The following is a 14,105-nucleotide window of genomic DNA, read 5'->3' on the forward strand; positions in this document are numbered from 1 at the left end:
ACGCGCCAAAATCAGACTGTTGCACCCCAGGGTGACCAGGCCCTGGGCCGCTAGACCGGGACCGGACTCATGACCAGGAAGATTCTGCTGTTGGGCAAGGATGGCCAACTGGGATTCGAGCTGCGGCGCAGTCTTGCGCCGCTGGGCGCGGTCGTGGCGGCGGGCCGGCGCGATTGCGACCTGACCCATCCCTTGCATCTGGCGCGGCTGGTCCGGAGGGAGAAGCCCGACGTGGTCGTCAATGCCGCGGCCTATACGGCCGTCGAGCGCGCCGAAGAGGACCCGGTGCGGGCCATGCGGATCAATGGCGAAGCGGCGGGCGAGCTTTCCGCGCTTGCCGCCAGCCGTGGCGCGCTGATCGTGCATTACTCGTCCGACTATGTATTCGACGGCGCCAAGGCCGCCCCGTACACCGAGGCGGACGCGCCGGCGCCCCTGAACGCCTACGGCCGCAGCAAGCTGGCCGGCGAGCGGGCCGTCGCGGCCACGAACCCGGCCCACCTGCTGTTCCGGACCTCCTGGGTCTATGGGGTTTTCGGCGACAACTTCCTGAAGACCGTGCTGATGGCGCTGCGCCAGGCCGAGGCGTTGCGCGTCGTGGACGATCAGCGCGGCGCGCCGACGGGTGCGTCCTTCATCGCCGATGTGACGGCGCTGGCGGTGGCGCGCTACCTGGCGAACGGGAGGGAGGGGTTCCCGTTCGGCCTCTATCACCTGGCGGCGGCGGGCGAGGCCAGCTGGCACGAATACGCCCGCTTCATCGCCGCCCAGGCCCGGCGCGCCGGCCTGCCGGTCAATTTGAATCCGGAGGACATCGAACCGGTGCCTTCCGCGCAGTGTCCGGCCGCGGCGCGGCGGCCCCTGAATTCCTGCCTGGATACCGGGCTGCTCGCCCGCGTCTTCGGCATCCATGCGCCGCCCTGGCAGGACGGCGTTGTCCACGCGCTGGCTGCCCTGTCGGGCAGCCGCGGCCTGCTCTAGGCCGCGCAGCGCGCACTGTGGCGCTTTCGCCACAGGCAGGCGTAAATAGTGCTACAATCGTGGACGATAAACGCAACTTTTGTTGCCGCTGCGATCGCGCAGTGTCGCCATTTTGATTCGCGCCGCCGAAGGCGCGTCCCGGACAGGCCCCAACACCATGTTTTTCCCGCTGGCACGAACTACGACCCGGAACTTTCGCCCTATGTCGCGTTAGTTTTTTCGTGCGTCGGGTTTCTCCGTGTCAGGTCAGCGGCAGAACTCAGCAAGACAAATCAAAGGAACGCGGCTTCAAGGCCGCGTTTTTCGTTTCCGTTTTTTGATTTTTTAGTTCCAAGAACCTCCCAGGAAATATTCCCGATGGTACAGATCACATTGCCCGATGGTTCGCAGCGCCAATTTCCGGGGCCGGTAACGGTTGCCGAAGTGGCGCAATCGATCGGCACGGGCTTGGCGAAGGCCGCCCTGGGCGGGCGCGTCACATTCGAGGGCGCGGAATCCCGGCTGGTTGACACCAGTTTCCGCATCGAGGGCGATGCGCGCCTGTCCATCGTGACCGCCAAGGACGCGGACGGGCTGGATCTGATCCGGCACTCCACGGCCCACCTGCTGGCGTATGCCGTCAAGGAATTGTTTCCGGATGCCCAGGTAACCATCGGCCCGGTGATCGACAACGGCTTCTATTACGACTTTTCGTACAAGCGCCCGTTCACGCCCGAGGACCTCGCCGCCATCGAGAAGAAAATGGCCGAACTGGCCAAGAAGGACGAAGTCGTCACGCGCGAAGAGTGGTCGCGCGACGACGCCGTCGAATTCTTCAAAGGCATCGGCGAAAAGTACAAGGCCGAAATCATCGCCTCGATCCCGTCGAACGAGACGCTCAGCCTGTATCGTGAAGGCGATTTCATCGATCTGTGCCGGGGCCCGCACGTGCCCTCCACGGGCAAGCTGAAGGTCTTCAAGCTGATGAAGGTGGCCGGCGCCTACTGGCGCGGCGACAGCAAGAACGAGATGCTACAGCGCATCTACGGCACCGCCTGGGCCACCAAAGAAGAGCAGGAGGCCTATCTGCACATGCTGGAAGAGGCCGAACGCCGCGACCACCGCAAGATTGGCCGCGAACTCGACCTGTTCCATTTCCAGGACGAAGCCCCGGGCCTGATTTTCTGGCACCCCAAGGGCTGGACGCTGTGGCAGCAGGTGGAGCAGTACATGCGCTCCGTCTATCGCGACAACGGCTACCAGGAAGTGAAGGCGCCGCAGATCCTCGATATTTCGCTCTGGAAGAAGACCGGCCATTGGGACAACTACCGTGAAAACATGTTCACGACCGAGTCCGAAAACCGCGTCTACGGCCTGAAGCCGATGAACTGCCCGGGCCACGTGCAGATCTTCAACGCGGGCCTGCATTCCTATCGGGAACTGCCCCTGCGCTATGGCGAATTCGGCCAATGCCACCGCAACGAGCCCTCGGGTTCGCTGCACGGCATGATGCGCGTGCGCGGCTTCACGCAGGACGACGGCCACATTTTCTGTACCGAAGACCAGCTCCAGGACGAGTGCGCCGATTTCACGGCCCTGCTGCAGAAGGTCTATCGCGATTTCGGTTTTACCGAGGTGCTCTACAAGGTCGCCACGCGTCCCGAAAAGCGCATCGGATCGGACGAAGTCTGGGATACGGCCGAACAGGCCCTGATGGAGAGCCTGCGCCGCACCGGTTGCGAATTCGAAATCTCGCCGGGCGAGGGCGCGTTCTACGGTCCCAAGGTGGAGTACACGCTGAAGGACGCCATCGGGCGCCACTGGCAATGCGGCACGATCCAGGTCGATTTCTCCATGCCGGTGCGCCTTGGCGCCGAGTACGTGGACCAGAACGACCAGCGCCGCCCGCCGGTCATGCTGCACCGGGCGATCCTGGGTTCGCTGGAGCGTTTCATCGGCATGCTGATCGAAAACCACGCCGGCGCGATGCCTCCTTGGCTCGCTCCCGTGCAGGCTGTCGTATGCTGCATTTCCGAACCTTCCGCCGATTATGCGGCTGAAATCACGCAAAGCCTGAAAAAACAAGGCTTTAGAGTGGAGTCCGATTTGCGCGGTGAAAAAATCACTCGTAAAATTCGGGAGCACAGCCTGCAAAAGGTGCCGTACATCCTGGTCGTCGGCGACAAGGAAAAGCAAAACGGCACCGTCGCCGTACGCGGACTGGGGGGTCTGGACCTCGGCGCCATCGCCATCGACGAGTTCGTCGCGCGATTGGCCGAGGACGTTTCCACCCGTCGCGACGTCAATCAACCCGATAGCAGCGCTGCTTAACATTTCTAGGAGCTTTCAACATCGCCACTGAAAAAGCCAATCGCATCAACGGTGAAATCCGCGTCCCCGAGGTGCGCCTGATAGGTCTGGACGGAGAACAGCTGGGCATCGTCAAGATTGCCGACGCCTTCCGTCTTTCCGAGCAAAACGACGTGGATCTGGTGGAAATCGCGCCGAACGCCGAGCCGCCGGTCTGCCGTTTGATGGACTACGGCAAATTCAAGTACCAAGAGCAGAAGCGTCAAGCCGAAGCTCGTTCCAAGCAAAAGGTCATCCAGGTCAAGGAAGTCAAGTTCCGTCCGGCCACCGACGAGGGCGACTACCAGGTCAAGCTGCGCAACCTGCGCCGCTTCCTCGAGGAAGGCGACAAGGCCAAGGTGACGCTGCGTTTCCGCGGCCGTGAAATGGCGCACCAGGAACTCGGCATGCGGGTGCTTGAACGTGTGCGCGACGATCTGCTGGAACTTGCCCAGGTCGAAGCCATGCCTAAGCTCGAAGGCCGTCAGATGGTCATGGTGCTGGCGCCCAAGAAGAAGGCTGCGCCCGCAGGCAAGCCCGAATCGGCGGCCTGAGCTCCAGCCTGGGCCTCCCCGGGAGGCCTGGCCGCTCGTTCGACCCGCCGTCCGCTCCGTGGACCGGCGGGTTCGCTTATTGGGCGGCTCTGCGCTACGATGTCACAAAGCCGCCTTCCCGCGAGGGAAGGCGGCGTCCGTTCAGGGTGTCGCGATGCACGTTTTGTTCGTTTTGGATCCCTTGCCGCTGCTTAAGGCGTACAAGGACAGCTCAGTCGCCATGATGCGTGCCCTCGTGGCGCGCGGCCATACGCTCAGCGTGGCCATGCAGGGCGATCTCTACATCGAGGCCGGCGTGGTCAAGGCCGTCGCCACGCCCATCGAACTGGTCGCGGACGCCGATCTGCACGGCCACGACTGGTGGCGCGAATCCGCCGCCCAGGATCTGCCGCTGGCGGATTTCGGCGCGGTGGTCATGCGCAAGGACCCGCCGTTCGACATGGAATACGTGTATTCGACGCATCTCCTCGAATACGCCGAGGCGCAGGGCGCCCGGGTATTCAATGGCGGCGCCGCGATCCGCAACCATCCCGAAAAACTGGCCATCACCGAAATCAGCGAATTCACGGCGCCTACGCTCGTGACCCGCAATATGGCCCGCCTGAAGGCCTTCCACGACGCGCACCACGACGTCATCGTGAAGCCGCTGGACGGCATGGGAGGCACCGGCGTGTTCCGGCTCCAGCCCAAGGATCCGAACCTGAACGCCATCCTCGAGACGCTGACGGACAACGGCGCGCGCACCATCATGGCGCAGCGCTTCATCCCCGACATCGTCAAGGGCGACAAACGCATCCTGCTGATCGGCGGCGAGCCCGTGCCGTATTCGCTGGCCCGCATTCCGCTGGCCGGCGAAACCCGCGGCAACCTGGCGGCCGGCGGGCGCGGCGTGGCCCAGGAACTGTCGCCGCGCGACAGGGAGATCGCCGAGGCCGTGGCGCCCAAGTTCGCCGCGCGCGGCCTGTTGCTGGTCGGTTTGGACGTCATCGGCGACTACGTAACCGAAGTCAACGTCACCAGCCCCACCTGTTTCGTGGAAATCGCAGAACAGACCGGCTTCGATGTCGCGGGCATGTTCGTCTCGGCGCTGGAAAAAGCCGTGGCGGACAAAGCCGCGGCCTGAGCGCCAGGATTCCGCCATGACCACGGGTATTGTCATCGTCGTGCACGCGCCCCTGGGCGCGGCGATGCGCGAATGCGCCAGCCACGTCATGGGCAACCTTGACGGCATGCTGGCCATTCACGATATCCAGCCGGAAGACCGGCCCGACGACCTGGCGCCGGACGTCCTGAAGGACATCCTCGAACAGGAGCACGGTGGCGGGGTGCTGGTGCTGACCGACCTGATCGGCGCCACGCCTGCCAATATCGCGAAGCGGGCCGTCGCCGACGCCCAGGCCCAGGGCATCCAATGCTGCGTGCTGGCCGGGCTGAATACCCCGATGCTGCTGAGGGCCTTGACCTACCGCGGCCTGCCTTTGGCCGAAACCCGTGAAAAGGCCTTGGCCGGCGGAGTGCAGGGCGTCTTGCGTGTAGACTGACGGGCCGGAATTTGCCCTATGATGTCGGCAGGTATTTTTTACGCCGATGAAGCGGATCGGCGTTTTGCTGCAATCCACACCCGCGGCGCTCCAGCCGCGGTCATAATATTTCCTATGCCTAATACAGACATCGTCATCAGCAATAAACTGGGCCTGCACGCCCGGGCGGCCGCCAAGTTGACGCAACTGGCCAGCAAATTCTCCAGCGAGATCTTCATCTCGCGTGGCGCGCAGCGCGTAAATGCCAAGAGCATCATGGGCGTCATGATGCTGGCGGCCGGGCTGGGCGTGACGGTCAGGCTGGAGGCTTCGGGCAATGATGCCGAGCAAGCCCTTTCGGAAATTGAAACTCTGTTCGACAGCAAATTCGGTGAGCAGGAATAGAACGTCTTCTGAATCGGCCGGCCTGAGCGCAGCCCAGGCCGGCACGTCTACGACCCTTATGGACACCGCACACGACGGGGCTGGCTCTGCCAGTCCCGTCGTGTGCCTTTATGGCAAAGGCGTCGCCAAGGGATATGCCATCGGGCGGGCCGTCGTCATGGGCGCCGCGGCGCTGGAAGTCGCCCACTACCGCATCTCGCCAGAGGATGTGCCGGCCGAAAGCAGCCGGCTGACCGAGGCCCTGGCGGCGGCGCAGCAGGAATTGCAGCAACTGGCCGATACCTTGCCTGCCGATGCGCCGCGCGAGCTGGGCGCCATGTTGAACGTGCACGGCCTGCTGCTGGGCGATCCGTTGCTGGCCGAGCAGACGCTGGCTCTGATCGCCGAGCGCCACTACAACGCCGAATGGGCGCTGACCACGCAGGGGCAGATCCTGGGGCAGCAGTTCGACGCGATGGAGGACGAGTACCTGCGCGAGCGCGGCGCCGACGTGCGCCAGGTCATCGAACGGGTGCTGCACGTGCTGGCGGGCTCGTCGGCGATCCTGCCCGACATGTCCCACATGGGCGGCGACGACGCGCTGGTGGTCGTGGCCCACGATATCTCGCCCGCCGACATGCTGCGGCTGCGCGGGGGGCGTTTCGCGGCCTTCGTGACCGATCTGGGAGGCCCCACCTCTCATACCGCGATCGTGGCGCGCAGCATGGGCGTGCCCGCGGTCGTGGCCATGGGCAACGTGCGCGAACTGGTCCGCGACGGGGACATGCTGATCATCGACGGCGCCGCCGGCGCGGTGATCGTGAACCCTTCCGACCGCATCCTGCAAGAGTACCGCCGCCGCCAGGCCGCCTATGCGGACGAGCGCGCCGAACTCGGCTTGCTGCGCGACGAACCGTCCGTCACGCTGGACGGCATCGACATCGTGCTGCACGCGAATATCGAGCTGCCGGAGGAGGCCGCGCTGGCGCTGGCTTCCGGCGCGCATGGCATCGGGCTGTTCCGCAGCGAGTTCCTGTTCATGGGGAGGCCGGACCTGCCGGGCGAGGAAGAGCAGTACGAAGCCTATTCGTCCGTCGTGAAGGTGATGGCCGGCCGGCCCGTCACGATACGGACGCTCGACATCGGCTCGGACAAGACCCTGGACGGCGAGGCCACCGTGGCCACCAACCCCGCCCTGGGCCAGCGCGCCATCCGCTATTGCCTGGCGCGCCCGGAAATGTTCGCAACCCAGCTGCGCGCCATCCTGCGGGCGTCGGCCCATGGGCCCGTGCGCCTGCTGATTCCGATGATCGCCCACATGCACGAGGTCGTGGCGACCAAGGCGGCCATCGAATCCGCCCGGAGCGAACTCGACGCCCGCGGCCAGGCCTATGCGCCGCACATGGAAGTGGGCGCCATGGTCGAGGTGCCCGCCATCGCCATCGCCATCGAGCCCTTCGCGCAGGCGCTGGACTTCCTTTCCATCGGCACCAACGACCTGATCCAGTACACGCTGGCGATCGACCGTGGGGACCACGACGTGGCCGCCCTGTACGACCCGCTGCACCCGGCGGTGCTGCGCCTGGTCGCCCACACCATCAACGCGGGCGAGCGGGCCGGCAAGCCGGTCGCGGTGTGCGGGGAGATGGCGGGCGATTCGCGCATGACGCGATTGCTGCTGGGCCTGGGCCTCACCGAGTTCTCCATGCACCCGCAGCAGTTGCTGGACGTGAAGCGCGAAGTGCGCCGCGCGCATTCCAATGCCCTGCGCGTCAAGGTGGCCGCGGCCCTGAACCGCGCCTTGCCGGTCGATCTGGACGCCCTGGGCCCGGGCTAAGAACGGCTTCGCCCCACTCGAAGAAAAGCCCGGAACCGCAAGGTCCGGGCTTTTGCCATTCCGCAATCTAGCAATTGCTGCCGACCCGATCGAGGCGGCGATGGATCCGGCTTAGCCGGTCCATTCGCCGCGCCCCCTTGAGGGGGAGGCGCAAAGCGCCTCGGGGGTGGGCCTAACTATGATAGGCCGATTCGCCGTGGCTGGTGACGTCCAGGCCTTCGCGTTCCTGGTCTTCCGGCACGCGCATGCCGCACAGGGCGTTGGCGATCTTGTACGCGATCCAGGCGACCACGCCGGACCAGACGATGGTCAGCAGCACGCCTTCCAGCTGAACCCAAAGCTGATGGCCGATCATGCCCGGTTCGGCCAGGCCGGGGCCGCCCAGGACCTGTGCATTGAACACGCCGGTCAGCAGCGCGCCGACGATGCCGCCTACGCCGTGCACGCCGAACACGTCCAACGCATCGTCGGCGCGCAGCAGGCGCTTCAGGCCGTTCACGCCCCAGACGCAGATCGCGCCCGCGACCACGCCGATGACCAGGGCGCCAACCGGGCCGACCAGGCCGGCTCCGGGAGTGATGCCGACCAGGCCGGCGACGGCGCCGGAGGCGGCGCCCAGCATCGAGGGCTTGCCCTTGACGGCCCACTCGGTGAACAGCCAGGCCAGGACCGCGCCCGCGGTGGCGATCATGGTGTTGAAGAAGGCCAGGGTGGCGTTTTCATTGGCCGCCAGCGCCGAGCCCGCGTTGAAGCCGAACCAGCCCACCCACAGCAGGGCGGCGCCGACGAACGTCATGGGCAGGTTGTGCGGCTGCATCGCTTCGCGGCCGTAGCCCACGCGCTTGCCGACCACATAGGCGCCCACCAGGCCGGCCACGCCCGCGTTGATGTGCACCACGGTGCCGCCGGCGAAGTCCAGCGCGCCCTTGGCGTTGAGCAGGCCGGGCGCCGTTTCCGACGCGAACCACACCATGTGCGCGATCGGCACGTAGGCGAATGTGAACCAGATCACGGTGAACACCAGCACCGCCGAGAAGCGCGCGCGTTCGGCGAAGCTGCCGACGATCAGCGCGCACGTGATGCCGGCGAAGGTGGCCTGGAACGACGCGAAGAGCAGTTCCGTCAGGGAGTTCGACATGGCGTACGAGCCATCGGCCGGATTGAAGATCCCCGAGAAGAAGGCGCGCGACAGGCCGCCAAAGAAGGCGTTGCCCTCGGTGAACGCGAGGGAGTATCCGTAGATGAACCAGAGAACCAGGCCCAGCACGAACGTGCACAACACTTGCAGCAGCACGGAAAGCACGTTCTTGCTGCGTACCAGGCCGCCATAGAACATCGCCAGGCCAGGCACGGCCATCATCAATACGAGCAGGGTAGAGACGAGCAACCAGGAAATATCCGCTTTATCCATTTTCAGGCTCCAATGAGTCTTTTTCTATTCGTTCAGAGCGCCGCTTCGCCGGCTTCGCCTGTTCTGATCCGGATGACTTGTTCCAGGGGGGCGGCAAAGATCTTGCCGTCGCCGATCTTGCCGGTGCGAGCGGCCATTTCGATTGCCTCGATGACCTGATCGACGAGGTGGTCCGGCACGGCGGCCTCGACGCGCAGCTTGGGCAGGAAGTCGACGGCGTATTCCGCGCCGCGGTACAGCTCGGTGTGGCCCTTCTGGCGGCCGAATCCCTTGACTTCGGTGACGGTCAGGCCCTGGACGCCGATTCCGGATAGAGCCACCCGCACTTCGTCGAGCTTGAAGGGCTTGATGATGGCGATGATGAGTTTCATGGCATTTCCTCTCATGGTTGCACGTTGGCACTCGGTATCAAGCAAATTCCATGCCATGTGGAGCCGCGCTGGAAGGAAAGGGAAAACGCCCGCAATTCGTGCGCGCCCGCACCAGCATGGTGCGGCATGCATCCGGGGCCGGCTTCAATTTGGTGCGCGCGGCGTGGGTCTTGCAGATGAAACCAAATATGTTTTGCGCTCGTTATGTGTTGCGAATTGATGCGGCTTATATTGCGATTCATATCTGCATATGCCCCTAATTTGCCAGCCGCGGAGAAATCTGCGGCTAGCCGCCAAGCCTTGCGGCACATGGCTCTTGGACGAATGCGGGGAAGGTCCGCAGGCTCGTCGGCGGGCCGCGGAACGGCGAGCGCGAGGCCGTTCGCCTGATACGAGGGTTTACACCCATTAGCTTGTTACCTATCGTCGGCTGAAGAAGAATCGACAACAGTTCATGCCGATCGGTGATCGGCTGGGACCGCGGCCAGCGGTCAGGTGCGTATTGAAGTATTGATGTTGGTAGGGGGTTGCCGCCATGGCAGCCCGGTTTTCTCCTGTGCTTTGAAGGGCGGTCACCGCATGCGGCCCGCCCTTTTTTTTTGCCCGGCTTTCCGGAAGGGGCGTTCCGACGCACTACACTTGGGGCATCAAGCACACAGTGAGGCAGTCATGAACAATCGCACCCAGTGGATGGAAGACATCCAGAAGAACCTCTCCGACCTGATCGCCCGCAGTCCGGCCGCGGACGTGGAGCGCAATGTGCGCGCGATGATGACGCAGGCGTTCTCCAAGCTGGACCTCGTGACGCGCGAGGAGTTCGACGTTCAGGCCGATCTGCTGGCCCGCACCCGGGCCCGCGTGGATCAATTGGCCGCCCAGGTGCAGCAACTGGAATCCCGCCTATCCGCCTTGGACAAATAGGCGCCGCCGGCTGCGCAGCGGCCGGGCTGGGCAGCATTCCTGCGGCCGCGTCGAGCGGCCGTTTTTGCGGACGGGCGCCCCTGCCGCCGCGCTAGGGCGCGATGGTTTTGTCTCTGCCGGGGGCGCGCGCCTCCCCGTCTTTGCGGATACTGGCGCTTTCCGTCCATCCATGGAGAACGCCTTGACGCTAGCCGTGCTTGCCAGCCGGGCCCTCAGCGGCCTGGATGCCCACGCGGTGCGCGTGGAAACGCACCTGGGGCCCGGTCTGCCCAGTTTCAACGTGGTGGGCTTGCCGGACGTCGAGGTGCGGGAAAGTCGAGAACGCGTGCGCGCGGCCATTCAGAACAGCGGGTTCGAGTTTCCGCCCGGGCGTATCACCGTCAATCTTTCGCCTGCCGACATGCCCAAGGAATCCGGCCGCTTCGACCTGCCGATCGCCCTGGGCCTGCTGCTGGCTTCCGGCCAGTTGGGGGCTTCCTCCGGCGATGGCGTTCCGGATGCCCGGGCGCCGGCCCCCGCTCTGGCGGACCTGGTGCTGGCCGGCGAGCTTTCGCTGACGGGAGCGCTGGTGCCCGTCGCCGCGCCGCTGGTCATCGCGTTGAGCGTCGCGCGCGAGGCGCCGGGCGCCACGCTCATCCTGCCGGCCGGCAGCGCCGAGCAGGCCGCCTGGGTGCCGGGCCTGCGGGTATTGTCGGCGCGCAGCCTGGCCGACGTGGCGGCGCATGCGGCTGGCGCTTGCCGCTTGCCTGACGCCATCCCCCGGCCCTGGCCCGTGGCTGCGCCCGCCCCGTGCCTGTCGGACGTGCGCGGGCAGGCCGGCGCGCGGCGGGCGCTGGAAGTCGCCGCGGCCGGAGGGCACAGCCTGCTGATGATCGGCCCCCCCGGGGCGGGCAAAAGCATGCTGGCCGCGCGCCTGCCCGGCCTGTTGCCGCCCCTGGCGCGGAGCGAGGCCCTGGAGGCCGCGGCCTTGGCTGCCCTGGCGGGCATGCCCGATGCCCTGGGAGAGCAGCCGCCATTCCGGGCGCCGCACCATTCCGCTTCGGTGGCGGCGCTCGTGGGCGGCGGCAGCCGCCCACGCCCGGGCGAGATCAGCCTGGCGCACCGGGGCGTGCTGTTCCTGGATGAACTGCCCGAATTCAACCGCCGCACGCTGGAAGCCCTGCGCGAGCCGCTGGAGGCGGGCAGGGTGGTCATCGCCCGGGCGCTGCATACGGCGCAGTTTCCCGCCCGCTTCCAGTTGGTGGCCGCCATGAATCCATGTCCTTGCGGCTGGCGCGGGCATCCGGCCAGGGCTTGCGCCTGCACGCCGGACCAGGTGGCGCGCTACGTTGGCAAGATATCAGGCCCCTTGCTGGACCGTATCGATCTGCACGTGAGCCTGCCTCCATCCGACCCCGATTGGATGTCCGGTCCGCCCGGCGAGCCATCGGGCCCCGTGCGCGAACGCGTGGCGGATTGCCGCCAGCGCCAGATGGCCCGCCAGGGCAAGCCGAACGCCGCGCTGGCGGGCGCCGAACTGGACGAGCATTGCCGCATGGATGGCGAGGCCCGGGCCCTGCTGTCGCAGGCCATGCGGCGGCTGGCGGGATCGGGCCGGGCCCTGCACCGGGCATTGCGGGTCGCCCGCAGCATCGCCGATCTCGACGGCGAGGACATCCTGGCCGCGCGCCACGTCGCCCAGGCGGTGCAGTACCGGCGGGCGGGGGTATGATCGCGCGGCCCGCTTCCGCGCGCTGGACCCTGCCGGGCCCGTCCAGCCCTTCGCTCGACAAACTACGGGAAATCACCATATAATCAAAGGCTTTCCCGGGTCTGGGCTACATTTGCCTGCCGGGAAGAATGAGGCGGGCAGGGCCGGCAGCAACGCCGGCTCGGGTGAAGGCCTTGGGGTGAAGGCCTCGGCCGCGCCTTTGGCGGTAAGCCAAGCAGTAAATTTAGCAGTACCCCCAGCAGTACCCCCAGCAGTACCCCCAGCAGTACCCCCAGCAGTACCCCAGAAGTGGCAACAGGTAGACAAGTTTTGCCGCGGCATAGGGCTTCATCGGCCGTATGCGCGTCAAGCACCTGGCGTCATATAAATCAACAATGCGTGTTTTAGTTTAGGGAATCAACATGCCCAAGATGAAAACCAAGAAAAGCGCCTCCAAGCGCTTTAAGGTTCGCGGCAGCGGCTCCATCAAGCGTGGTCAGGCGTTCAAGCGTCACATCCTGACCAAGAAGACCACCAAGAACAAGCGCCAACTGCGCGGTTCCACGGCGGTCCATGACTCCAACGTGGCCTCCGTCAAGGCCATGATGCCTTTCGCTTGATCTAAGGGAGATCTACTATGCCTCGCGTCAAACGCGGCGTAACTGCCCGCGCACGTCACAAGAAAGTCATTGCCGCCGCCAAGGGTTACCGTGGCCGCCGCGGTAATGTGTTCCGTATTGCCAAGCAAGCAGTCATGCGCGCTGGCCAATACGCCTACCGCGACCGCCGCAACAAGAAGCGCACGTTCCGCGCTCTGTGGATCACGCGTATCAACGCGGCCGTCCGTGAGCATGGCGTCAGCTACAGCGTGTTCATCGCTGGCCTGAAGAAGGCTTCGATCGAACTCGACCGCAAGGTCCTGGCCGATCTGGCCGTGCGCGACAAGGCCGGCTTCGCCGCCATCGTGCAGCAAGCCAAGGCTGCCTTGGCTGCCTGATCGCGCGCTTTAACTCATCGCGCATCGCTGCAAACGGGGCTGTAATGGCCCCGTTTGCGTTTTGAAGGCTGGATTTCATGACTCAAACGGTTGACGACCTGGTCTCCCAGGCGCAAGAACGGTTCGCCGCGGCTCCCGACGCCGCCGCGCTGGAAAACGCAAAGGCTCGGTTCCTGGGCAAGGAAGGCGCGCTGACGGTGCTGCTGAAGGCCCTGGGCAAGCTCGATCCCGAGCAGAAGCGCGAGATGGGCGCCCGGATCAATCAGGCCAAGCAGAAGGTCGAAGAGCTCCTGAATTTGCGCCGCGCCGCGCTGGCGCAGGCGGAACTGGATGCCCGGCTGGCATCCGAAACCATTGACGTCACCCTCCCGGGCCGAGGCCGCGTGCCTGGCGGCATCCATCCCGTGATCCGCACCTGGGAACGCGTGGAAGAGATCTTCCGTTCCATCGGCTTCGATGTGGCCGACGGCCCCGAAGTGGAAAACGACTGGACCAATTTCACCGCGCTGAACAATCCCCTGGATCACCCGGCGCGGTCCATGCAGGATACGTTCTACGTCGACATGAACGACGCGGACGGCCTGCCGCTGCTGCTGCGCACGCACACCAGCCCCATGCAGGTGCGTTATGCCCGCATGCACAAGCCGCCCATCAAGGTCATCGCGCCGGGGCGCACCTACCGCGTCGACAGCGACGCCACGCACTCGCCCATGTTCCACCAGGTGGAAGGGCTCTGGATCGCCGAGGACATTTCGTTCGCCGACCTGAAGGGCGTGTACACCGATTTCCTGCGTTGCTTCTTTGAAAGCGACGATCTCGTCGTGCGTTTCCGCCCGTCGTTCTTCCCGTTCACGGAACCGTCGGCCGAGATCGACATGATGTTCACCTCGGGGCCGAACCGCGGCCGCTGGCTGGAGATCTCCGGCTCGGGCCAGGTGCACCCGCAAGTGGTGGGCAACTTCGGTCTCGATCCCGAGCGCTACATCGGCTTCGCCTTCGGTTCCGGGCTTGAGCGCCTGACCATGTTGCGCTACGGCGTCAACGATCTGCGCCAGTTCTACGAAGGCGATTTGCGCTTCCTGCGCCAGTTCAACGAATAACCCACGGCTGA

14 protein-coding genes are annotated in these 14,105 nt (G+C 65.3%); 12 read left to right on the forward strand and 2 right to left on the reverse strand.

The genetic code is table 11. The annotated features are described in order from the left end of the window. The first annotated feature begins 69 nt into the window (after positions 1-69). From rfbD to ptsP, 7 genes are all read left to right on the forward strand, one after another. A complete protein-coding gene (gene rfbD, locus ACN6PJ_RS15555) occupies positions 70-981 on the forward strand; it encodes a dTDP-4-dehydrorhamnose reductase (RefSeq protein ID WP_427996758.1) in 912 nt (303 codons plus the stop codon). Positions 982-1,338: 357 nt separating this feature from the next. Beyond that, positions 1,339-3,291 (forward strand): threonine--tRNA ligase, encoded by a 1,953-nt coding sequence (gene thrS / locus ACN6PJ_RS15560; RefSeq protein WP_043545215.1) that lies wholly within the window; start codon positions 1,339-1,341, stop codon positions 3,289-3,291. A 20-nt stretch (positions 3,292-3,311) separates the two neighbouring features. Then, positions 3,312-3,863: a translation initiation factor IF-3 gene (infC, locus tag ACN6PJ_RS15565; protein WP_076410237.1), complete on the forward strand. Its 552-nt coding sequence runs from the start codon at positions 3,312-3,314 to the stop codon at positions 3,861-3,863. A gap of 154 nt (positions 3,864-4,017) precedes the next feature. Beyond that, entirely contained in the window at positions 4,018-4,986 is a 969-nt protein-coding gene (gene gshB / locus ACN6PJ_RS15570; protein ID WP_427996759.1) for a glutathione synthase, read from the forward strand. 16 nt (positions 4,987-5,002) lie between these two features. Continuing rightward, entirely contained in the window at positions 5,003-5,404 is a 402-nt protein-coding gene (locus tag ACN6PJ_RS15575; protein WP_043545217.1) for a PTS sugar transporter subunit IIA, read from the forward strand. A gap of 114 nt (positions 5,405-5,518) precedes the next feature. Continuing rightward, positions 5,519-5,788 carry an HPr family phosphocarrier protein gene (locus tag ACN6PJ_RS15580; protein ID WP_043545224.1) on the forward strand — a complete coding sequence of 90 codons (270 nt, stop codon included), beginning with the start codon at positions 5,519-5,521 and terminating at the stop codon, positions 5,786-5,788. A gap of 58 nt (positions 5,789-5,846) precedes the next feature. Beyond that, positions 5,847-7,604 (forward strand): phosphoenolpyruvate--protein phosphotransferase, encoded by a 1,758-nt coding sequence (ptsP, locus tag ACN6PJ_RS15585; RefSeq protein WP_427996760.1) that lies wholly within the window; start codon positions 5,847-5,849, stop codon positions 7,602-7,604. A gap of 172 nt (positions 7,605-7,776) precedes the next feature. Here ptsP and amt read toward each other — a convergent pair whose 3' ends face one another. Together amt and ACN6PJ_RS15595 are read right to left on the reverse strand one after the other, a co-directional pair. After that, positions 7,777-9,015, reverse strand: a complete 1,239-nt coding sequence (gene amt / locus ACN6PJ_RS15590; protein ID WP_427996761.1) for an ammonium transporter — start codon at positions 9,013-9,015, stop codon at positions 7,777-7,779. Between the two features lie 32 nt (positions 9,016-9,047). Further along, entirely contained in the window at positions 9,048-9,386 is a 339-nt protein-coding gene (locus ACN6PJ_RS15595; RefSeq protein WP_043545226.1) for a P-II family nitrogen regulator, read from the reverse strand. 669 nt (positions 9,387-10,055) lie between these two features. Here ACN6PJ_RS15595 and ACN6PJ_RS15600 point away from each other — a divergent pair. The 5 genes from ACN6PJ_RS15600 (at position 10,056) to pheS (ending at position 14,094) form a co-directional block, all read left to right on the forward strand. Beyond that, positions 10,056-10,307 carry an accessory factor UbiK family protein gene (locus tag ACN6PJ_RS15600; RefSeq protein WP_043545227.1) on the forward strand — a complete coding sequence of 84 codons (252 nt, stop codon included), beginning with the start codon at positions 10,056-10,058 and terminating at the stop codon, positions 10,305-10,307. A 181-nt stretch (positions 10,308-10,488) separates the two neighbouring features. Then, positions 10,489-12,018 carry a YifB family Mg chelatase-like AAA ATPase gene (locus ACN6PJ_RS15605; protein ID WP_427996762.1) on the forward strand — a complete coding sequence of 510 codons (1,530 nt, stop codon included), beginning with the start codon at positions 10,489-10,491 and terminating at the stop codon, positions 12,016-12,018. A 401-nt stretch (positions 12,019-12,419) separates the two neighbouring features. Continuing rightward, positions 12,420-12,617: a 50S ribosomal protein L35 gene (rpmI, locus tag ACN6PJ_RS15610; protein WP_043545228.1), complete on the forward strand. Its 198-nt coding sequence runs from the start codon at positions 12,420-12,422 to the stop codon at positions 12,615-12,617. A gap of 17 nt (positions 12,618-12,634) precedes the next feature. Then, entirely contained in the window at positions 12,635-12,994 is a 360-nt protein-coding gene (gene rplT / locus ACN6PJ_RS15615) for a 50S ribosomal protein L20 (protein WP_006218741.1), read from the forward strand. Positions 12,995-13,071: 77 nt separating this feature from the next. Then, positions 13,072-14,094, forward strand: a complete 1,023-nt coding sequence (gene pheS, locus ACN6PJ_RS15620) for a phenylalanine--tRNA ligase subunit alpha (RefSeq protein ID WP_427996763.1) — start codon at positions 13,072-13,074, stop codon at positions 14,092-14,094. Positions 14,095-14,105 lie beyond the last annotated feature (11 nt).

It is taken from the genome of Achromobacter sp. (assembly GCF_050285585.1).
In the GTDB taxonomy this organism is placed as follows: Bacteria; Pseudomonadota; Gammaproteobacteria; order Burkholderiales; family Burkholderiaceae_B; genus Achromobacter.

What these genes read in the sequence shown, in the direction of transcription:
- rfbD (WP_427996758.1), top strand. Translation starts at nt 70, where the DNA reads ATGACCAGGAAGATTCTGCTGTTGGGCAAGGATGGCCAACTGGGATTC.
- thrS (WP_043545215.1), top strand. Translation starts at nt 1,339, where the DNA reads ATGGTACAGATCACATTGCCCGATGGTTCGCAGCGCCAATTTCCGGGG.
- gshB (WP_427996759.1), top strand. Translation starts at nt 4,018, where the DNA reads ATGCACGTTTTGTTCGTTTTGGATCCCTTGCCGCTGCTTAAGGCGTAC.
- ACN6PJ_RS15575 (WP_043545217.1), top strand. Translation starts at nt 5,003, where the DNA reads ATGACCACGGGTATTGTCATCGTCGTGCACGCGCCCCTGGGCGCGGCG.
- ACN6PJ_RS15580 (WP_043545224.1), top strand. Translation starts at nt 5,519, where the DNA reads ATGCCTAATACAGACATCGTCATCAGCAATAAACTGGGCCTGCACGCC.
- ptsP (WP_427996760.1), top strand. Translation starts at nt 5,847, where the DNA reads ATGGACACCGCACACGACGGGGCTGGCTCTGCCAGTCCCGTCGTGTGC.
- amt (WP_427996761.1), bottom strand. Translation starts at nt 9,015, where the DNA reads ATGGATAAAGCGGATATTTCCTGGTTGCTCGTCTCTACCCTGCTCGTA.
- ACN6PJ_RS15595 (WP_043545226.1), bottom strand. Translation starts at nt 9,386, where the DNA reads ATGAAACTCATCATCGCCATCATCAAGCCCTTCAAGCTCGACGAAGTG.
- ACN6PJ_RS15600 (WP_043545227.1), top strand. Translation starts at nt 10,056, where the DNA reads ATGAACAATCGCACCCAGTGGATGGAAGACATCCAGAAGAACCTCTCC.
- rpmI (WP_043545228.1), top strand. Translation starts at nt 12,420, where the DNA reads ATGCCCAAGATGAAAACCAAGAAAAGCGCCTCCAAGCGCTTTAAGGTT.
- rplT (WP_006218741.1), top strand. Translation starts at nt 12,635, where the DNA reads ATGCCTCGCGTCAAACGCGGCGTAACTGCCCGCGCACGTCACAAGAAA.
- pheS (WP_427996763.1), top strand. Translation starts at nt 13,072, where the DNA reads ATGACTCAAACGGTTGACGACCTGGTCTCCCAGGCGCAAGAACGGTTC.